We start from the raw sequence: 18,711 nt of genomic DNA, 5'->3' as shown, positions 1-18,711 counted from the left end.
ACTGTGCCTTCCGCCCCGGATGACAACCGGGTCGTCGAGCGGGCCGGCTGGGCGCCGGTCCGGCACTTCGCCGAGCGCAGCGTCCTCGGCCTGATCGCGGTGATCGCGGTCGGCCTCGGGTTCGCGGCGCTCCTGCTGCTGGTGCGATTCCACTGGTCGCCGCTGCAGAGCCTGGACCACGCGGTCGCCGACGGGCTGAACCATCGGGTCGCCGGCTCGTCGGCCGGGGTGAAGGTGCTGGAGCAGATCTCCTCGTTCGGCGGCCGGGCCTTCATGATCGGGCTGGTCACCGTGGTCGTGACGATGCTGCTGATCCGGCGGCGGCCCCGGCTGGCGCTCTACCTGGTGGTGACCGGAGCCGGCGCGCTGATCCTCGACCCGTCGCTGAAGACGCTGGTCGGCCGGTTGCGGCCGGTGGTCGAGTCGCCGGTCGCGCACGCGCCGGGCAACAGCTTCCCGAGCGGGCACGCGCTCGGCTCGATGGTGGTCTACGGGATGCTCGCGCTGGTCCTGCTGCCCATGTTCCGGTCCCGGTGGCGGCCCTGGTTCCTGGCCCTGGCGGGCGGGATCGTGCTGCTGATCGGGTTCAGCCGGATCGCGCTCGGCGTGCACTTCCTCTCCGACGTGGTCGCCGGGTGGCTGCTCGGGATCGCCTGGATCAGCACCACGGCGTACGCGTTCCGGGTCTGGCGCCGGGAGGCCGGGCACCCGGCCGACGACGTGATCCACGACGGCCTGGAGCCGGAGGCCGCCCGGGACCTGCGGCTCGCGCCGGCCGAGGGGGCGGTGCTGCCGCACCCGTGGGCCAAGGGCGCCGAGATCCTGGTCGGCTGGGTGCTCACCTTCGGGCTGCTCTACCTGCTCGGGTACGGCGTGACCCGGTGGAACCCGGGCTGGGACGACGGGGTGCCGCGCTGGCTGCAGACCTTCCGTACCCCGGCCCTGGACGACGTCAGCTGGTGGTGGAGCAAGGCCGGGGACACCCACGCGATCCTCGCCGTCTCGCTGGTCTTCTGCCCGATCGCGCTGGCCCTGTGGCGGCAGTGGCGGCCGGTGCTGTTCCTGGTGCTCACCATGATCGGCGAGCTGACCCTGTTCCTGACCAGCGCCGCCGCGGTGGACCGGCCGCGCCCGGGGGTCGAGCAGCTGGACGGGCAGATGCCCACCTCGTCGTTCCCGTCCGGGCACATCGCCGCCACCCTCTGCCTGTGGACCGCCATCGCGATCATCGTGATGGCCCGGGTCCGGACCCCGTGGCGGTGGATCTTCCCGGTGCTGGCCGTGCTGATGCCGCTCGGCGTCGCGCTGTCCCGGATGTACCGCGGGATGCACCACCCGACCGACGTGCTCGGCGCGATGCTGCTCACCGCGGCCTGGCTGACTGTGCTGTGGTGGACGGTACGGCCCAACGCGCGGGCCGTCACCGCCACCGAGGCGGCGCTGGAGAGCCGGCAGCTGGTCGTCGCCTGATGCCGGCCGAGGGGGCGTCACGATGCGTTTCATGAGCTGGAACATCAAGACCGGCGGCGTCGACCGCGGCCGCCGGTTCCGGCTGCCGGCCATCGCCGAGGTGATCAGCGCCGAGAAACCGGACGTGCTCACCCTCCAGGAGCTGCGCGACTTCCAGCGGCACGACGGCCGCCGGATGGCCGACCTGGCCGGCGCGGTCGGGATGACCGCGCACCTGGCCCGCTCCGGATTCGGGATGCCGGTCGCGGTGCTGGTCCGCGATCCGCTGCGGATCACCCACACGGCCAGCGTGACCTGGCGGCTGCACCACGCCGCCGCGGTCGCCGTGGTGGCCACCGGCGGGACGCCGCTCACCGTGATCAGCGCGCACCTCGACCCGTTCTGGCCCTACCGCCGGATGCGCGAGGCCCGCTGGCTGGCCGCCCGCTACGTGAAAGGCTCGCACGTGCTGCTGGCCGGCGACCTGAACGGGCTCGACCCGGTCGGCGACCACACCGAGGCGCTGGCCAGCCAGTCGCCGATGTTCCGCAAACGGCACACCTACCCGGACGGGAGCGTGGACAGCCGGGCGCTGGCCGCGTTCGGCTCGGCCGGGCTGGTCGACCTGTGGGGCACGGCCGGCTCCGGCGACGGGCGCACGGTGCCGACCACCGAGGGCGGCGGCCATGAGTTCGGCGGCATGCGGCTGGACTACGCGCTGGCCACGCCGGCGGTGGCGGAGCGGGCGCACGGCATGCGGGTGATCCGGGGCGGGGCCACCGAGCACGCCTCCGACCACTACCCGATCCGGGTCGACCTCGACCTCTGACACCGTCCCGCCCCGGCTGGCCCTCCGGGGTGCCTCCACCGCCCCGAGACACCCCTGAAGTCCAGCCGAGCCCGCAACGCGCGAGGCGGCCTCGGGCTCACGGCGGTCTCGCGGCGCGCGAACCCGGCTGGGTCTCAGGGGTGCTTCGGCCGCCCGGAGACACCCGTGGGGGCCAGCCGAGCCGGTGACGCGCGGGGTGGGCTCGGGGTTGCGGCGGTCTCGCGGCGTGTGGATCCGGCTGGGTCTCAGGGGTGCTTCGGCCGCCCGGAGACACCCGTGAGACCCAGCCGAGCCCGCGACCCGCCTGGTGGCCGGAAGGCGGGATCACCTTGCGGAGGGGTGCGGGCGGGAGCTGCGGGCGTACCGTAAACCGGTTTCAGGTGTTGGCTGGGGTTGTCGGGCGCACGGTGGGGTGGCTGCTGTGGGCGCCGGTGACGCCCAGGTCGTAGGCGGACTCGCCGTGCACGGCCAGGTCGAGGCCGCCGTGTTCGTGGTCCCGGGTGACGCGGAAGCCGAGGGTGCGGTGCAGGGCGGTGGCGATCAGCCAGGTCGCGGTGAACGAGAAGAGCGCGACGGTGATCGCCGCGGTGGCCTGCCGGCCGAAGAGCGAGAGGCCACCGCCGAAGAGCAGGCCGCGCGGGCCGCCGGTGGCGGTGGCGGTGGCGAGCAGGCCGATCAGGATGGTGCCGAGGAAGCCGCCGACGCCGTGCACGCCGGCCACGTCGAGCGAGTCGTCCAGGCCGAGACGGTGCTTGAGGCCGACCACCCAGCCGCACAGGGCACCGGCGGCCAGGCCGATCAGCACGGCGCAGAGCGGGTTGACCGAGCCGCACGCCGGGGTGATCGCGACCAGGCCGGCGACCGCGCCGGAGGCGGCGCCCAGGGTGGTGGCGTGGCCGTCGCGGAGGCGTTCGACCAGCAGCCAGCCGGCGATCCCGGCGGCCCCGGACACCTGGGTGTTGAAGAACGCCAGGCCGGCCGAGCCGTTCGCGGCCAGCGCCGAGCCGGCGTTGAACCCGAACCAGCCGAACCAGAGCAGGCCGGCGCCGAGCACCACGAGCGGCAGGCTGTGCGGGCGCATCGGCTCCGACCGGAAGCCCAGCCGCTGACCGAGAACGATCGCCAGCGCCAGCCCCGACGCACCGGAGTTGATCTCGACGACCGTGCCGCCGGCCAGGTCCAGGATGCGCAGGTGCTCGGCGATCCAGCCGTGCGGGGTGAACACCCAGTGCGCGATCGGCGCGTAGACCAGGGTCACCCAGATCGCCACGAAGACCACCCAGGTGCTGAACTTCGCCCGGTCCGCGATCGCGCCGCTGAGCAGGGCCGCCGTGATGATCGCGAACATCATCTGGAAGGCCGCGAAGACCAGCGTCGGCGACGACCCGGTGAGCGAGTCCGGGCCGACCCCGGCCATCCCGGCCAGGCTCAGGTTGCCGATCAGGCCGCCGCCGGTGTCCGGGCCGAAGGCGAGCGAGTAGCCGTAGACGACCCAGATGATGCTGACCACGGCCAGGCAGGCGAAGGTCATCATCAGCATGTTCAGGGTGCTCTTGATCCGCACCATGCCGCCGTAGAACAGCGCCAGGCCCGGGATCATCAGCAGCACCAGGGCGGCGCTGACCAGCAGCCAGGCGGTGTCCCCGGAGTTCAGTTGTGCGGTCACGCGGCCTAGCCTCGCCATGGTCGGTTTCGGCCCGGCGGCCCCGGCGTTTCCGCTGTGTTACGAGCGTCACGCGACAGGCATCTCCAGGGTCAGCTCGTCGCGCAGCGGGATCCCGTGGTCGCCGACCAGCGGGATCGACGGCTTGACCAGCCGGGCGGCGTCCACCGCGCCCGGCGCGAGCGCCGCCAGCCGCAGGCCGCGCCGCTGGTAGAAACGCAGCGCGTCCAGGTTGTCGTTGGTGGTGACCACCCAGAGCCTGGTCAGGCCCCGCTCCCGGGCCACCCCGGCGGCGGCGTCGAGCAAGGCGCTGCCGACGCCGGCCCCGGAAGTGAACGCGTTCAGCGAGACGATCTCCAGCGCGCCGCCGTCGACGTGGTAGGTGAGCAGGCCGGCGATGTCACCGTCCGGGCCGGTCTCGGCGAGCAGCGCCGGCAGGTCGGCGGCGTGGTAGGTGACGCCGTGCACCACCAGGATCGGCGCGTGCCACGACTCGGTGATCAGCCGTGCCACGGTCGCCCGGTCGTCGGGGCCGGCGGCACGTACCCGCAAAGCAGTCATGCGGCCCATCAAACCCGCATACTCGCGGCATGACGATCGAGTTCCCCTCGCCGACCCGTCCCGCCGGCAGCACCGCCGAGGTCTTCGCGGGTTACCTGTCGTACTTCCGTGAGACGCTGCTCGCCAAGGCGTCGGCGCTCCCCGAGGGGGAGCGCCGGACCAGCCGGCTCCCTTCCGGTTGGACCCCGGTCGAGCTGGTCAAACACCTTCGGTACGTCGAACTGCGCTGGATCGAGTGGGGTTTCCAGGGCGTCCCGTTCGACGACCCGTGGGGTGACCGCAACGTCGACCGGTGGTACGTGGCGCCCGAGGAGAGCTTCGCCGAGCTGGCCGAGGCGCTGCGCGCGCAGGGCGAGCACACCACGCGGGTGATCGCCAAGACCGACCTGAGCGCGGTCGGGCAGCCCGGCCCGCGCTGGGAGGGCGCCGAGCCGCCCACCCTGGAGCGGATCCTCTTCCACCTGGTCCAGGAGTACGCCCGGCACGTCGGGCACCTGGACATCGTCGTCGAGCTGGCGGTCGGCGCGGTCGGCGAATAGCCCTCAGAACACCACGCGGTCGCGGCCGGCGTGCTTGGCCGTGTAGAGGTTGCGGTCGGCCTGGGCGAGCAGCGACGACAGCGTGCCGGCGCCGTCCACCGAGGTGGTGATGCCGATGCTGGTGGTGACCGGCAGGGTGCCGGTGATCGGCCCCCAGGCGTGCGCCCGGATCCGCAGCCGCAGCCGCTCGCAGCGGTCCGCCGCCTCGTCCGGCCCGATCCCGGGGAAGACCAGGAGGAACTCCTCGCCGCCCATCCGGGCGGCGAGGCCGGACCCGGGCATCGCCTCCTCCAGCAGCTCGGCCACGTGCTGCAGCACGGTGTCGCCGGTGGCGTGCGAGAGGGTGTCGTTGACCCGCTTGAAGTGGTCCAGGTCGACGATGGCGAGCGAGATCGGCTGGCGGGCGGCGGCCGCCTCGAGCAGCAGCGCCGGCACCCGCTCGTTGATGTAGCGCCGGTTGTAGAGCCCGGTCAGCGCGTCCCGGTGGGCCATCTCGCGGAAGTGCTCGCTGGCCCGGCGGGCCTCGTTGGCCTCGAACACCGCCTGCAGCGCCCGGGCCCGGGCGTCACGCTGCACCGACTGCAGCGCGGCGGTCTCCGCGTGGAAGGCCCGGTGCTCCTCGTACGCCTCGGCGAACCGCCCGGTGGCGGCATAGAGCGCGGCCTGCTCCTCGCGGACCCGGGCGCGGACCGCGGCCAGCCCGCGCTCCTCGCACAGCCGCAGGTTCGCGTCGATCGCGGCCTGCGCCTCCGGGTAGCGCCCGGCCAGCCGGCGGGCCAGCGCCAGGGTGACCTGGCACTCGGCGATCGCGTCGCCCTCGTTCGCCGCGACCAGGTCGGCCAGCACCGGGGTGAGCAGCGCCTCCACCTCGTCGTAGTGGCCGCCCATCAGCTCGACCCGGGCCATCGTGTCCAGCTCGTTGGCGCCGAACCGGTGGCCGGTCCGGGCCTGGATCTCGTGCATCTGGGCGACCAGCGCGCGGGCGGCCGGCTCGTCGTCGTTCTCGTACGCGGTGTAGACCATGTTGTTGAGCGCCAGGATGGTCATCTCGTGGTCGCCGGCGGCCACCGCGAGCGCCAGGGCCTCCCGGGCCCGCCGGTCGCCGTCGGCCCCCGAGCCGGTCTCCTCCAGCGCCACCGACAGCGACATCAGGTGCTGGGCGCGGATGGTGGCGGGCATGTCCTCGGTGAGGTGCGAGACGCACTGCACGGCGTGTTTCAGGCCGTCGGAGAAGTCGCCGACGTACCGGTAGAAGACCGACAGCTGGCGGTGCGCCCGGGCCAGCAGGTACGGCGAATTGTGCCGCTCCGCCCAGGCCTGCACCCGGTGCGCGGTCTGGCCGCCCTCCCCGATCCGCCCCTCGCGCAGGTCGACCGAGGCGAGCAGCAGGTCAGCGCGGTGATGGAGCTCCTCGGCGCCGAGCTCCTCGGCCCGCCGCCGGATCTCGGTGGCCGGCTCGCGGAGCGTCCGGAACTGCGAGTTCGGCCGGGTCTCGAGCTCCGCCACGGCGGCCTCCAGCGCATCGAGCTCATCGAACTCGGTGGGGACACAGTTCGCCGTCTCCGTCGTCACTGATCCCTACTTCCTGTAGTCGCCGTGACGACCAACACTCCGGTGCCACGGTGGCAGAGCGGGACTCGTCCGGTTGCAAAACGGTTGCCGCTCACCGCACGGTGCAGACCGGTGCGGCCGCGAGCAGTCTCCCGTCCGCGGCGCGGACCGCGACGGTGAAGCAGTAGTTCGCCTGCTCGTTGAGGCTGTAAACCTGGTAGTCGGTGGCGCCGGGGGAGAGCCGCTCCACCTCGGCCGGCGGCTGGCCGGTGCGGCCGCCGGTGATCACCACCGGGCCGGTGGCGCCGGCCGGGGTCGTCCAGCTCAGTGAGACGCCGGTGTGATTGTCGCGAAGCGTGACGTTCTGCGGCGAACCGGGCGGGCCGGCGGGTTGGGCCGAGGCCGGCGCGGCCGGGGGCGCGGTGGTCCCCTCCGCGTCCGGCAGCGTCATGATCACCACGGCGGCCGCGGTCGCCACGCCACCGGCCAGCGCGATCGCGAGCAGCGCCGGATGGCCGCGAGGCGGCCGGGCCACGCCGATCGTCGCCGTCCCGGCGTGCTCGAGGGCGCGGCTGCCGGGGAACGGCGGCGGGGTGTCGGCGCGGGCGTGCCGGCCGGCCGGGGCGCCGGGCAGGCTCAGGTCGCTCAGGTAGAACGGCTGCTGGTAGACGGTGCCGTGCGGATCGGTGGTCCGCTGGTCGGGCCGCGGCTGGGTGGCGTCGTCGAGGGTGTCGTCCGGCGAGGCGGGGAAGGCGGTCGCCGGGTCCGGGACGGTGGGGCGGCGCGGAAAGGGGCGGAAACCGCCCGGCCGCAGCTCGGTGTCGTCGTCCCGCCCGGGGCGGCTCATCCGGCCGCAGGTGTGCCGGCCGGAGCGCTCCGCGGCGGCCAGCTGGGCGGCCTGCCGGATCAGCGGGTGGTCGGCCGGCAGGTGCCGCTCGGCGAGGCGCTCGGCGGTGGCCAGGTGGTCGCGGGCAGCCGCCTCCCGGCCGCACTCGCGCTCCATCGCACCCAGCCGGGCCAGCATCTTGATGCCGGCCGGGGAGTCCTCGCCGTAGCGGTCCCGGTAGCGCCGCCAGGCGCCGACGAGCCGGGCCCGGGCGGCGGCGCAGTGGCCGGCCGCGTGCTCCGCGGTGGCCAGGTCGGCCTCGGCGGCCAGCACCCGCGGGGCCTCCGGGTCGTCGATCCGGGCCAGCTCGCCGACCAGGTCGTGGTAGACCAGGGCGGCCCGGCCGTATTGCCCGACGCGGTGCAGGACGGCGGCGTGGGTGGCGGCCGCGGCGATGGTGCGCTCGTCGCGCGGGCCGTGCAGCTGCTCCTCGGCGGCGTGCGCGAAGGCGGCCCAGAGCCGGGCCGACTGCGGGTCGCCGAGCGCGATCAGCACTCGGGCGAAGAGGGCGGCGGCCACCGCGAGCTCGGCGGTGGCACGGCGCGGGTCGGCGTCCGCCGAGCGCAGGACCTCGGCCAGCACGGACCGGGCGCCCGCGAGATCCCCGGCCGACGTCAAGGTCTGTGCCTGGGCGGTGAGTTCGGCGAGTGCGGGAGCCACGTACCTCATAGTGCTCGTGCGACTACCTTAGGTACAAGTCTTGGGGTGTGATGCCCGGTACCAAGTGGACGGGGTAGAACAAGCGCCATGTCTGTCACGACGGTCAAACGCGAACTGCTGATCCGCCACCTGGAGGCCTGGGCCGCGGGCGCGCTGCACCGCGGCCGCCGAGCCGTCTATCTGCACGGATACGCCGACGCGGAGGCCGGCGCCACGGCCGAGGCGGCGGTGCGGGTGCTGGCCGACCTGCCCGACCTGGCCCGGGGCCGGGAGCTGTCCATGGTGGCCGTGGGTGACGACATGACGACAATCACTCCCCGGCTGGGCGAGGTGCAGCGGCAGGCCGGCGCCGGGGCGGGACTGACCGTGCTCGGCATCGCCGCGCCGGTGCCGGTCGCCCTGCGCGCGGCGGGCGCGAAAGGCGTACCGTCGCTGGGTTTTCTCGATGCCGGAGCGGCGGGCGAACCGCCCGCACCGGAGGTGGTGGCGGCCCTGGCCGCCGGGCGGCCGGCCGAGGCGCTGCTGGTGCTGCCGCCCGGTCACTCCGCGGCGGCCTATCGGGACGCCGGGTTCCCGCTGCTCACCGCGGCCGAGCTGGCCACCGGCGAGGAGCCCGGGGAGGTGGTGGTCTTCCTGACCGGGTCGGGCAAGAGCCTGGAGCACTTCAAGGAGGCGCTCTGGGCGGTCGACGAGTTCGCCGGGGTACGCCTGCGCGACCCCGGCGATCCGGAACGGCACCTGATCGACATCTCGCTGCAGCCGCACCCCGGGCCGCTGCGCCGGGAGATCCTGGCCTACCTGGCCGAGGTGGGCGCGGCGACGGTGAGCGACCTGCGCACCTTCACGCTGACCGAAACCGTCTATCGCGCCGCGGATGCGAACCGGGTCCTGCACCTGATGCTCGACGCGCACCAGGTGACCCGCGACCCGGCGGCCGGACGGCTCGGCGGGGACGTGCTGATCAGCAGCCTATGACCGGCTCTTGTCCTGCTTCCAGGACAGCGGGCCGGGCAGGTCGACGCGGTGCGCGCGGGTCCGCGAGTTCCAGGACCAGCGGCCGATCTTGATGCTCCAGGACGAGAAGCCGTTCTCGGTGAAGTTCAGGATCAGCGGGCCGAACTTCTTACGGCTGCGGAACACGAGGCCCATCGGAAACGTCTCCCATCATGTCGCTCTCTGATGGGCGGACGGTTCCCGATCGCCTCGATCCACAAACGTCAGCGTGGCTGCCAGGCGTCCGGCCGGGTGGTCAGCTTGCGCACGTGCGCCGGCATCCGGCCGCTGATCAGCTCGGCCAGGCTCACCTCGTCGAGCACCTCGCGGACCGCGGCCCGGACCGCGACCCAGAGGTTCGGCAGATTCTCGGCGGCGCCGGTGTACTGCGTCTCCTCCGGGCGGAGGCCGCGCACGCCGGCGAGCGGGCCGTCGACCGCCCGGATGATCTGCCCGACCGTCACGTCCCGGGGTGGGTGGGACAGCGTGTATCCACCCTCGGCGCCCCGCTGAGCCCGCACCACCCCGGCGCGGCGCAGGTCGGCCAGGACCGCCTCGAGGAACTTCCGAGGCATTTCCTGGTCTTGGGCAATGGCCTGAGCGGACATCAGGGACGGGTAGGCCTGCGCCAAACTGAGCGCTGCCCGGACCGCGTAGTCGCCGCGCGCGGAGATCTGCACCCGACTATTCTGCCTCGCCGCCGTCGCCCCGGTGCACATACCCCAGGGCGATATGGGAATTCCCCCTCAGTCGGTGGGTTGGCGTGGCCCCGGGATGCCCCCGGGACGGTCCGCGAAGCGGGCCCGGAACTGGCCCGGGCTCAGCCCGGTCTCCCGGTGGAAGAACCGCCCGAAGTTGGTCGGCTCGCCGAACCCCAGCCCGCGGCCCACCTCGGCCACCGACAGGTCGGTGGCCGCGAGCAGCCGCCGCGCCTGGAGCGCCACCCGGTCGTCCACCACCTGCTTGGCGGTCCGCCCGGTCACCGCGAGGCTCGCCCGGGTGAGGGTGCGCACCGAGCAGGTCAGCTCGGCCGCGTAGTCCTCGACCCGGCGGCTGTGCGGGTAACCGTCCTCCAGCCGGCGGCGGAACCGCTCGAAGGTGCGGGCCTCCACGTTGGCCACCTCGCTGCCGGTGCGGTCCAGCAGCCGGATCCGCAGCAGCAGCGCGGCCAGCTGGTGGCGTAGCAGGGCGGCGGCGACCCGGCCCGGCGGGCCGGCGGCGTCGGCCGTCAGGTGATCCATCGCGGCGCGGAAGACCGCCGGGTCCGGCAGGACCAGCGGGGTACGGGCGGGGCCGTCGGGGTCGTCCGGGGCCAGGCCGGGCAGCTCGTCCGGAGCGAACAGGCCGGGCCGGAAGACGACCGTGGCCGCTTCGTCAGGCGACTCGCCGTCATCCCGATGGCCGGGCGGCTGGTGGTCGCCCGCCCGGCCCGGGAGGTCGAAGTGGAGTGCCTGGCCCGGGCGCACCCAGAGGATGGTCCCCGGGCCGGCCAGGTGAGAGGTGAAATCGACGTCGGCAAGCAGTGGCCCCGTGGTGACCAGCACGAGTGCGTGGCACTCGAGCAGCCCGGTGGCGGCGCCGGCCGCCACCGGAAGGGCGCAGGCACCGACCCCCGCCCACTCGGGCGGTATACAGGCTGGAGCGCGCTCGGCGCGGTGAGTGATTACTGGCATCGCCGCTGACGGTAATCGTCGATGACCGGCAACGCATCCCTTACTGCACCGGCCGGACCATTTGTCTGATTCGTGCCTCGGTATTCGCTATACGTCCGATTCCGATTCCTTTTCGGAGATCCAGACTTTCCTCATATAAAGGACGACCCGCACAGATCGGCAGTGTCTGTGCGGGCCGTCCTATCGCTCCGTGCTTCACCGGCCGGCAAGCAACCGGTTCACCGCCGCATCGACATCCAGATGCTCCGACTCCCGGCCACGCGGTACCACCACATAGGTGCGCCGCAGGAATCGGACGAGGACGCTGCGTGGCACCTCGAACAGCGCGTTGCCGTCGGGTGACGACAGCGCGAGCGCGACGAAATCGCCCCGCGGCGTGGCCCACGGCCACACCCGGACGTCGCCGATACCGGCCGGCTCATCAAGGCCGGTGACCAGCAGTTCCCGCGCGAAGGACCAGCTCACGGCTTCCCCACCGGCTGATTCCGCGTGGAACAACACATGGACCGCATACGGGTCCGCTGGGTCGTAACGCAGACTGGCGCGCACGGGCAGTGCCGTCGCGTCAGGCGCTACGAGCCGCAGCGAGGTCTCGACCTCGACGGTCGTTGGACGAATGGTACTCATGGACGAACTCCCCCCGGCACCGCTGCGAGGCTGGTGAACCCCGCGTTTCCCATACTCAGGTGATCCCTGTCGTTACGCTCCGCCATACGCTGATCTCACCCAGTAGTGGGAAGACGGTTCCGAAAAGCCCTCCGTCCAGGACGCAATTAGATATCTTGTCCTGTTCTGCCCATGTACTCGGTTCCGCCCGGCGTCGGGTGGTCCAGCAGTTGACTTACTCCGGTAACGTCCATTCCTCCCGGGTAGTGACGGGGCTCCGGGACACTGGGGGATGAAATGGGTGTAAAACCGGACGACAAGGCTTCTGACGTGCGTCTGCTCGACCGTATCCGCTCGAACCCGTCCGGGCGGCTGGCTCTCAAGATCGGCGTCGGAGTGCTCGGCACGCTGGTCGTGGCCCTCGGCATCGTCCTCATCCCGTTCCCCGGCCCCGGGTGGGCCATCGTCATTCTGGGCCTGGCCATCCTGGCTCTGGAGTTCGCCTGGGCGAAAAACCTCCTGGAGTTCACCAAGCGGCACGTGCGGAGCTGGACGCACTGGATCGGCCGGCAGAGCCTGCCGGTGCGCGGCCTGATCGGCATCGTCGGGATGATCTTCGTGGCTGCGGTGGTCTGGGCGGCGGTCCGGCTGAGCCTCGGCGTCGACCTGATCCAGTGGACCCGGGACTGGCTCGCCGCGCACTGACCGGACCCCCGTTTTTGTGGTGCTGCCGCGGTCCGGTAGAGTTCCATCTCGTTGAGGGCGATTAGCTCAGCGGGAGAGCGCTCCGTTCACACCGGAGAGGTCACTGGTTCGATCCCAGTATCGCCCACAAGTACCTTGCTCATGAGCTCCCACCTTTTGGTGGGAGCTTTTTTGCTCTCCGGCGTTCCGGCTTCGGGCCTGCGGTATCTGACCTGCTCGGGCCTTCTGCGCGTCGGTTGGCGAGGAGCCGGTCGGCCATGGTGGGGGCGACGCCCCGGATGCCGGGGTGGCGTGGCCGAGGGGCTCCTGCCGACGGTGTGGTCAGGAGACCGACTTCTTCCCGTGTGGAACAGAATGATGCCGCCGCCGTCGCCGTGGTGCCGCATCCTTGGCGCACGATGTCCACCGGGGCGCGCTTTCCAACCGGGTCACCTGGCACTACGCGCCTGCGGCGCGTGGTCGGACGAAGGCGTCAGGCCGACCGCGCCGGCGAGTGCCCGAGCTGGCAGGCAAAGCACTTGGCAGGGTGAGCTAGCCTCATCGATCACGATGAACGCCACGAGAACCCTGCCCCTGGTTGCCGCCGGAATCGTGCTCGCCGCGGCGGGTTGCACCTCCGAGTCGCCAGGTCCCGATCATGTCGCTCGGCCGCCGTCCAGTGAGAGCGCAACGGCTCGCCCGCGTACCACCGTGTCGATGCCGCCAGTGACCCACCACTGGAAAAGCGACGGTCTCACATGTCCGGCGTTGACCAGCAAGCAAGCGCGCGCGATCGGGCTCAGCGGCACCGGCAAGTCCGTCCCGGTGAGCCAGGACTATCCGGAAGACCTCAGATGCGTGTGGGAGCCGCGCGAGGGCCCGGCGACAAAAGTGGTTCTGGCAATCACGGTGCCGGCTGACCAGTCCGCGGCCGATGAGTTCTGGCAGAGCGCGCCCTACAACGGGGACTGGAATCACGGGGCTCGGCCGGTAAGCGGTGTCGGTGAGGCGGCGTTCCTGGTGACGGCCTGGCCCCAGGAGCCCTGGATCACTGTGCGCTCCGGCAACGCCACCCTGTCGATCTCGCTGCACCGGAAGAAGTGGCAATCAGAGCACGACCCGGAGATGGAAACGCTGGCCGCCGTGCTGCCGTTCATAGCGCGAGACGCACTCGCGCATCTCTTGCCGGCGTGACGGCCACGAGCCAGAACGAGGGGTGCCGGCGTACGGCTTCGGACACCTGTCCGGGCGAGTCGTCGGTCGGCGAGCTCCTGCTCGGCAGCGGCCCCGGCAATCCGCCGAGTTGGCAGGAGCCGGCGGCTGGCAGCTGCTCAACAATCCGGGCCGGCCGGGAGCCGGGCCCGGAACAGCCCTGATCGGCACGTCAGGTGGCTTGCCGGATTACCGGTGCGCCGCTCTGCATGTGCGCGAGACGGCTGAATGACATTCGAAACGCGCGACGTGATATTTGTCGGGAGTGCTGGAAAACCTGAACCCAGGAATGGGGCGAGTGCAGCCGACCCCGCAGTTCCGGTCGGCTTGAATCCCGCAGGTCAGCCGCGTTTGGCGACGAGCAGGACCGTCGACCACAGGATGATCGCCGCCGGGAAGCCGACGATCATCCGGATGACACCGTTGCCCGCGTCGAAGGCGAAGGCCGCGGCGCCGGCCAGACCCGTCAGGATCAGGAGCGCGCCGCTGAGCCGGTACTCCGGGACGTCGAAGGCCCCGGCCAGCGGGAGGAAGTGCGCGCCGACGATCGCGCAGACCACCGGCCACAACAGACCGGGATGGCCGAGCCGGATCAGCACCACGGTGGCCACCGCGATCGCCACCCACTGCGCCACGTTCACCACCGCGAACACCCGCCGGCTGGTCGGCGCGACCTGCCGGACCCGCCCGGTGGGCGCGACCGGCCGTAGGCGACCGGCCACCCGCCAGATCGTGCCGGCGAGCACCGTCGCCACGACCGTCGATGCCACGGTGGCCACACCCGGGACCTCGACTCCGGTGATCCCGATGACGGACCAGAAGAGGCCGAACACGGTCATGATCAGAATGCCTTGGGCGAGGCCGTCCCGGTTCATTGCTGACACATCGACCGACATGGCGTCACCCTACCGCAGCTCCGGAAATTGCCAGATGGGCCGGCGGCACGCGGCCGAGCATCCATTCGATGGACTCGGGAATCGCCACCGGGAATGCGCGGCCGCTCTTTCCGAAAGGTGCATGCGAATGGCCGACGACATTTCACCGGCGCGAGCCGGCGCCGACCGGGGGCCGCCTTCGTCAGGCGAGGTCCAGGAGCGCGCCGGCCAGGTCGGTGGCCGTCTGCGGCGCGGAGTCCGCGTCGGAGAGGACGTCGTCGATGAGGGCGGCCAGCCGCGGTGGGAGAGCAACACCGCGCTGGTGTACGGGCACAGCGGGCTCGCGCAGCACCACCGCCACCGGGTCGGTGCCGCGCCGGAAGTCGCGTGGGGTGGCGCCGGTGACCAGCCAGTACAGGCAGGCGGTGAGGGCCCACAGGTCGGCCGCCGGGCGCGCGTACTTGTAGTCGACGAGCTGGCGGCGTGGCATGAAGGCCAGGCTCCCGCCGATCGCACCGGTCGGGGTGCGGCCGGAGAGGCCGGCCAGGTCGTACGCCTTGGCCAGCCCGAAGTCGGCCACCTTGAGCCGCCCGTCCGCGCCGAGCAGCAGGTTCTGCGGTTTGAGGTCCCGGTGCACGAGGCCGCGGGCCACGGTCGTCCCGCCCGCCGCCAGCCGTACCGGGATCTCCGCGGTGTGGGCGTGGGCCAGTCCGGCCAGGGCCTGCCGGATCAGCGGCACGGCGGCCGCCGCCGGCATCGGGCCGTCGCGGGTCACGACGTCGGCCACGCTGCCGCCGGGGCAGTACTCGGCGGTGAAGGCCAGCGGCTCGGCGTGACTGCGGCGGAACCGGACGATGTTCGGATGCCGCAGCGCGGCCGTGCAGTCCAGCTCGCGGCGGAACGTCTCGCGTGCGTGCGGGTCCGCGACCGGGGTCAGCACCTTGACCGCGACCAGTTCGCCGGTGTCCGCCTCGCGGGCCAGGTGCACCACGCCCTGGGCGCCACGCCCCAGCTCGCGCAGGAACCGCAGACCGGGGACCGGGCTAGTCATCGATGTCGTGTTCCCAGGCCAGTTCCCAGACCCGCAGGCCGGAACCGAGATCGACGGTGGCCACCCGGGTGCCGTCCCGGCTGCACGCGATCCGGTGCACCAGCGCGTCGTGTCCCTCCAGCGTGCGCAGGCAGCGGCCGGACGGCACGTCCCACAGCCGGACCGGTCCGCCTCCGCTCGCGGTGAACGCGAACGACCCGTCCGGGCCGAGCGCGTACACGGACGGCTCCTCGGGGACGGTCAGGGTGTGCCGCACGGCGCCCGTCGTAGTCTCGAACACCCGCAGCGTCGAGTCCTCGCCCGGGAAGGCTCCCCAGCGCACGTCGGGGCTGAAGGCGGCGGTGCTCTCGTACCAGGCGGCCGCGCGATGGACCCGCAGCCCGTGACGCCGCTGGCCGGACGCGACCTCCCAGGCGCACAGGACCATGCTGGCGGCGACGGTGAACAGGAGGTTGCCGTCCGGGCCGAAGGTGAGCTGCTCCTCGGAGGAGCGCCCGTGCTGCGTCCAGGACGGCCGGCCGGCGTCGAGCGGCCACGTCAGCAGGCGGCCCGGGTCCCAGCCGACGGTGCCGGACAGCGTCGCGCTGACGCAGGCCGCCGTCCGGCCGTCCGGGCTCAGGGCCACGGTCCGGATCGATCCCGGACCGGCGTGCCGCTCGGCCAGGATCACGCCGGTGGCCAGGTCGCGCAGCCGCAGCCCGCCGCGGTCGTCGCCGAGCAGGATCCGCTCCCCGCTCGCGTCCAGCGCGAACGCCGTGATCTCGCCCAGTTCGCTGGTGAAGATCTTCTTGCAGCCGTCGGTGAGCCGGAGCCGCCGGACGGTCCCGGCGTTGGTGAGGACGATCAGCTGCGTGCCGCCCCGGGCGAACGCGATCTCCCGCGGCATGCCGCCCTCGCCCCGGTCGAACGTGTGCAGCCGGTCCCCGGTGAAGGGATCCCAGACGTCGATCTCACCGGTCCACCGGCCGGTCGCCATGATCCGGCCGTCGGCACGCATCGCCAGGGTCGGCGGCTGGGTGAACGCGCCGTGGCCGTCGAGGCTCCACAGTGGCCAGGCGCCGATCGACGCTGCCCGGCGCCCGTGCCCGCTCAGCCGCCGCCAGGCCGATCGGACCCGCGGGTGCCGGAGGTAGCCGGGCATCTGCCGGGCCGAGCGCAACGACGCGGCGGCCTCGGCCCAGCGCTCGGCGGTGAGGTGCCGGTCGACCCGGTCGAGCAGTTCGGTGAACTCGTCGCCGGCCCGGCTGACGTCGGCGGCCGGGCGGGGCCGGGCATAGCACCAGGGCGCACGGTAGCCGGGCACCGGCGTCGGCCGCACCACCAGCCGGCCACGGCCGGTCTCGAGGCCGAGCGCCAGCGTCCGGCCGTCGCCGCTGACCGCGGCCGCGCTGGTCGGGCGTGGCGGTCGGGGCAGATCGGGGCCCAGGGCACGCAGCACCCGGCCGGACCGAGGGTCCAGCACCTGGATGGGTGTCCCCGAGTCGCCCGCGGTCAGCAGAACCGGTTCCGGCCCGGCGAGTGCCATGTGCTGGATGTGCCGCAGCCGATGCGACGCCTCACTCACCACCTCGCCGAGGTCGGCGTCCCAGAGCACGAGCGGGCCGTCCCGCCAGGCGGCGACCGCCCATCGGGCGTCCGGGGCGGTGGCTCCGAGGTCCAGCGGCAATGCGCCGGCCGGCCGTCGCACCTCGTGGCGGAGGCTGCCGGTGGCGACGTCCCACGAGCGGATGCTGCCGTCGCCGTCTCTGCCGAGGGAAGCGGAGAGCACACGGCTCCCGTCGGCGTTCAGCGAGAGCGACGTGATCCGGCCGCGATGGCCCGGCAGCGGGTCGCAGGCGGCCGACAGGTCGCTCTGCCAGACGTGGATCGTGCCGTTGTCGTGGCCGGCCGCGTACCGCCGGCCGTCGCCGCTGATCGCCACCGCGCCGATCCCGGTCACCTGCACCCAGGGGACCGGCATCGGCTTCCCGGCGGCCACCTCCCAGAACTCGATCCGGCCACCCCGGCGCAGGACCACGCTGTGCCGCCCGGCGTCGTCCAGCGCCACGGCCGACACCGGCCGGCCGAGACGGGTCAGCGTCCGGACCTCGCGGTCGCCCGGAGCCCAGCGGACGAGCCCGCCCTGACGGTCGCCGGCCAGCACCAGGTCACCGCCGCCGCTCAGCGCGATCGCGTCGATCTCGCCGTCCCGGTCCAGGACCGCGCCTGTGTCCGGGGTGCGGGCCGTCCACGCGGCCAGCGCCTCGGCGGCGTCGGTGTCCGACGGGTCGGCGGCGTGCGCCGCGCGCAGCAGGTCGCCGGCGCTGTCGTCGTGACGTTCCAGTTGCACGGCGCCGAGCAGGAACGCGCCGCGGGGGTCGGCACCCGAGGCCCGGGCCGACTCCAGCTCGCTGACCAGCTGCTCGCCGCTCTGCCGGCCCGAGCGCCAGCGGTGCAGACCGAAGTTGTAGACCGCCGGCAGGTGTTGCGGGTCGCTGCCGACCGCCCGCCGCCACAGATCCTCCGCCTCCTCGGTGCGGCCCAGGTCGAGCAGGGAGAGGGCGTGGTTGGAGAGCCCGTCGGAGATCAGGTCGGCGGCCCGCGGGCGTGGCCGGGGGTAGGGCCGGCCGACCAACTCGGCGTAGATCTCGGTGAACGCCGCGGCCGGCTCGGCCGGCCGGTCGGCGGGCTCGTCCGCGAAGCAGCGACGCAGCTCGGTGAGCACCGCGGGCGGGATGGCGACGCGCGGCGGGGAGTCGCTGTCCAGCAGCGCGTCCAGGGCCTCGCGGGCGGCCTGCCCGTACCGGGTCGGGTGGCGGCCGGCGAACATCTCCAGCACGCTCAGCCCCCAGGACCAGATGTCGGTGGCCGTGGTGAGCGGGACGCCGCTGTCGCCGTACGCGATCGCGGCCTGCTCCGGCGAGCAGTACGCCGGGGTCAGCCCGCCGTGGCTGGTCGTCGGCGGCAGGCTGGCCGGCCTCGGCTCGTCCAGGATGGTGGCCCGGGCCAGCCCGAAGTCGGTGACCTTGGCCGTGCCGTCCGGCTCCAGCATGACGTTGGCCGGCTTGACGTCCCGGTGGACCAGGCCGGTGGCGTGTGCGTGGGCGAGCCCCCAGGCGGTCTGGATCGCGATGTCGAGGATGCGTTCCAGCGCTGCCTCGGCGCCGTTCTCGTAGAGCCGGCCGCTCCGCACGCCCTCGGCCAGACTGCCGCCGCTCACCCACTCGGTGAAGACCCGCGGGACGTCGTCCAGGGTGCGGACGTAGGCACAGCTGACCGTGTGCGGATGCAGGCCCAGCTCGACCCAGGCGCCGGCCTCGGTCACGAAATTGTCCCGGCCTCGGGCGGTCCGCACCAGCTCCGGGCGAGGCGTCTTGACCGCCAGGTCCACCTGCCAGCCGAGGTGCCGGACCCGGTGGACCACGCCCATCCCGCCGGCGTGGACCGCCTCGATCACCCGATACCGCCCGTCGACGATCTCTCCCGGCGACCACTCCATC

General features: G+C 72.9%; 17 protein-coding genes and 1 tRNA gene. 7 read left to right on the top strand and 11 right to left on the bottom strand.

Features of this window, described 5'->3' with window-relative positions; translation table 11 throughout:
* Positions 1-3 precede the first annotated feature (3 nt).
* Both BJY16_RS46270 and BJY16_RS46265 read left to right on the top strand, forming a co-directional pair.
* Complete coding sequence (locus BJY16_RS46270) at positions 4-1,470, top strand: phosphatase PAP2 family protein (protein WP_185046988.1); 1,467 nt, start codon at positions 4-6, stop codon at positions 1,468-1,470.
* Between the two features lie 31 nt (positions 1,471-1,501).
* Positions 1,502-2,278 (top strand): endonuclease/exonuclease/phosphatase family protein, encoded by a 777-nt coding sequence (locus BJY16_RS46265; protein WP_307836118.1) that lies wholly within the window; start codon positions 1,502-1,504, stop codon positions 2,276-2,278.
* 376 nt (positions 2,279-2,654) lie between these two features.
* Here the strand turns inward: BJY16_RS46265 and BJY16_RS46260 are convergent, their stop codons facing one another.
* Both BJY16_RS46260 and BJY16_RS46255 read right to left on the bottom strand, forming a co-directional pair.
* Positions 2,655-3,944 (bottom strand): ammonium transporter, encoded by a 1,290-nt coding sequence (locus BJY16_RS46260; protein ID WP_203759393.1) that lies wholly within the window; start codon positions 3,942-3,944, stop codon positions 2,655-2,657.
* Between the two features lie 66 nt (positions 3,945-4,010).
* Positions 4,011-4,502, bottom strand: coding sequence for a GNAT family N-acetyltransferase (locus BJY16_RS46255; RefSeq protein ID WP_185046171.1), 492 nt, complete (start codon positions 4,500-4,502; stop codon positions 4,011-4,013).
* Positions 4,503-4,531: 29 nt separating this feature from the next.
* Here BJY16_RS46255 and BJY16_RS46250 point away from each other — a divergent pair, with 29 nt between their 5' ends.
* A complete protein-coding gene (locus tag BJY16_RS46250) occupies positions 4,532-5,041 on the top strand; it encodes a DinB family protein (protein ID WP_185046170.1) in 510 nt (169 codons plus the stop codon).
* 3 nt (positions 5,042-5,044) lie between these two features.
* Here the strand turns inward: BJY16_RS46250 and BJY16_RS46245 are convergent, their stop codons facing one another.
* Both BJY16_RS46245 and BJY16_RS46240 read right to left on the bottom strand, forming a co-directional pair.
* Positions 5,045-6,613, bottom strand: a complete 1,569-nt coding sequence (locus BJY16_RS46245; RefSeq protein ID WP_185046169.1) for a GGDEF domain-containing protein — start codon at positions 6,611-6,613, stop codon at positions 5,045-5,047.
* Positions 6,614-6,704: 91 nt separating this feature from the next.
* A complete protein-coding gene (locus tag BJY16_RS46240; protein ID WP_185046168.1) occupies positions 6,705-8,147 on the bottom strand; it encodes a fibronectin type III domain-containing protein in 1,443 nt (480 codons plus the stop codon).
* A gap of 78 nt (positions 8,148-8,225) precedes the next feature.
* Here BJY16_RS46240 and BJY16_RS46235 point away from each other — a divergent pair, with 78 nt between their 5' ends.
* Complete coding sequence (locus tag BJY16_RS46235) at positions 8,226-9,113, top strand: hypothetical protein (protein WP_185046167.1); 888 nt, start codon at positions 8,226-8,228, stop codon at positions 9,111-9,113.
* Here the strand turns inward: BJY16_RS46235 and BJY16_RS46230 are convergent.
* The 4 genes from BJY16_RS46230 to BJY16_RS46215 form a co-directional block, all read right to left on the bottom strand.
* A complete protein-coding gene (locus BJY16_RS46230) occupies positions 9,108-9,287 on the bottom strand; it encodes a DUF4236 domain-containing protein (RefSeq protein WP_185046166.1) in 180 nt (59 codons plus the stop codon). The genes BJY16_RS46235 and BJY16_RS46230 overlap by 6 nt on opposite strands.
* Before the next feature lie 68 nt (positions 9,288-9,355).
* The gene (locus BJY16_RS46225; protein WP_185046165.1) at positions 9,356-9,811 is read right to left on the bottom strand and encodes an RrF2 family transcriptional regulator; all 456 of its coding nucleotides are present in this window, start codon (positions 9,809-9,811) and stop codon (positions 9,356-9,358) included.
* A 66-nt stretch (positions 9,812-9,877) separates the two neighbouring features.
* Positions 9,878-10,804, bottom strand: coding sequence for a helix-turn-helix domain-containing protein (locus tag BJY16_RS46220; RefSeq protein ID WP_185046164.1), 927 nt, complete (start codon positions 10,802-10,804; stop codon positions 9,878-9,880).
* 195 nt (positions 10,805-10,999) lie between these two features.
* On the bottom strand, positions 11,000-11,431 hold the full coding sequence (locus tag BJY16_RS46215; protein ID WP_020514863.1) for an SsgA family sporulation/cell division regulator: 432 nt from the start codon (positions 11,429-11,431) through the stop codon (positions 11,000-11,002).
* A 276-nt stretch (positions 11,432-11,707) separates the two neighbouring features.
* Between BJY16_RS46215 and BJY16_RS46210 the strand changes: the two genes are divergently transcribed.
* The 3 genes from BJY16_RS46210 (at position 11,708) to BJY16_RS46200 (ending at position 13,288) form a co-directional block, all read left to right on the top strand.
* Positions 11,708-12,115, top strand: coding sequence for a TIGR02611 family protein (locus BJY16_RS46210; protein ID WP_185046163.1), 408 nt, complete (start codon positions 11,708-11,710; stop codon positions 12,113-12,115).
* 55 nt (positions 12,116-12,170) lie between these two features.
* A tRNA-Val gene (locus tag BJY16_RS46205) sits at positions 12,171-12,242 on the top strand.
* Between the two features lie 569 nt (positions 12,243-12,811).
* Positions 12,812-13,288 carry a hypothetical protein gene (locus BJY16_RS46200; RefSeq protein WP_185046162.1) on the top strand — a complete coding sequence of 159 codons (477 nt, stop codon included), beginning with the start codon at positions 12,812-12,814 and terminating at the stop codon, positions 13,286-13,288.
* Between the two features lie 359 nt (positions 13,289-13,647).
* Here BJY16_RS46200 and BJY16_RS46195 read toward each other — a convergent pair whose 3' ends face one another.
* The 3 genes from BJY16_RS46195 to BJY16_RS46185 all read right to left on the bottom strand — a co-directional run bounded on the left by BJY16_RS46195 (position 13,648) and on the right by BJY16_RS46185 (position 18,710).
* Positions 13,648-14,202 carry a hypothetical protein gene (locus BJY16_RS46195; RefSeq protein WP_185046161.1) on the bottom strand — a complete coding sequence of 185 codons (555 nt, stop codon included), beginning with the start codon at positions 14,200-14,202 and terminating at the stop codon, positions 13,648-13,650.
* 181 nt (positions 14,203-14,383) lie between these two features.
* Positions 14,384-15,232 carry a serine/threonine-protein kinase gene (locus BJY16_RS46190; RefSeq protein ID WP_185046160.1) on the bottom strand — a complete coding sequence of 283 codons (849 nt, stop codon included), beginning with the start codon at positions 15,230-15,232 and terminating at the stop codon, positions 14,384-14,386.
* A complete protein-coding gene (locus BJY16_RS46185) occupies positions 15,225-18,710 on the bottom strand; it encodes a WD40 repeat domain-containing serine/threonine protein kinase (protein WP_185046159.1) in 3,486 nt (1,161 codons plus the stop codon). The genes BJY16_RS46190 and BJY16_RS46185 overlap by 8 nt, the downstream gene beginning before the upstream one ends.
* Between the last annotated feature and the right edge of the window lies 1 nt (position 18,711).

This window comes from Actinoplanes octamycinicus, from assembly GCF_014205225.1.
Taxonomy (GTDB): domain Bacteria; phylum Actinomycetota; class Actinomycetes; order Mycobacteriales; family Micromonosporaceae; genus Actinoplanes; species Actinoplanes octamycinicus.
Note: the sequence above shows the minus strand (reverse complement) of the source record. Positions and strands in the feature narration are given on the sequence as shown.

Coding starts and splice junctions, on each gene's coding strand:
- BJY16_RS46265 (WP_307836118.1), top strand. CDS start 1,502: ATGAGCTGGAACATCAAGACCGGCGGCGTCGACCGCGGCCGCCGGTTC.
- BJY16_RS46255 (WP_185046171.1), bottom strand. CDS start 4,502: ATGACTGCTTTGCGGGTACGTGCCGCCGGCCCCGACGACCGGGCGACC.
- BJY16_RS46250 (WP_185046170.1), top strand. CDS start 4,532: ATGACGATCGAGTTCCCCTCGCCGACCCGTCCCGCCGGCAGCACCGCC.
- BJY16_RS46240 (WP_185046168.1), bottom strand. CDS start 8,147: ATGAGGTACGTGGCTCCCGCACTCGCCGAACTCACCGCCCAGGCACAG.
- BJY16_RS46235 (WP_185046167.1), top strand. CDS start 8,226: ATGTCTGTCACGACGGTCAAACGCGAACTGCTGATCCGCCACCTGGAG.
- BJY16_RS46230 (WP_185046166.1), bottom strand. CDS start 9,287: ATGGGCCTCGTGTTCCGCAGCCGTAAGAAGTTCGGCCCGCTGATCCTG.
- BJY16_RS46220 (WP_185046164.1), bottom strand. CDS start 10,804: ATGCCAGTAATCACTCACCGCGCCGAGCGCGCTCCAGCCTGTATACCG.
- BJY16_RS46215 (WP_020514863.1), bottom strand. CDS start 11,431: ATGAGTACCATTCGTCCAACGACCGTCGAGGTCGAGACCTCGCTGCGG.
- BJY16_RS46210 (WP_185046163.1), top strand. CDS start 11,708: ATGGGTGTAAAACCGGACGACAAGGCTTCTGACGTGCGTCTGCTCGAC.
- BJY16_RS46200 (WP_185046162.1), top strand. CDS start 12,812: ATGCCGCCAGTGACCCACCACTGGAAAAGCGACGGTCTCACATGTCCG.
- BJY16_RS46195 (WP_185046161.1), bottom strand. CDS start 14,202: ATGTCGGTCGATGTGTCAGCAATGAACCGGGACGGCCTCGCCCAAGGC.
- BJY16_RS46190 (WP_185046160.1), bottom strand. CDS start 15,232: ATGACTAGCCCGGTCCCCGGTCTGCGGTTCCTGCGCGAGCTGGGGCGT.
- BJY16_RS46185 (WP_185046159.1), bottom strand. CDS start 18,710: ATGGAGTGGTCGCCGGGAGAGATCGTCGACGGGCGGTATCGGGTGATC.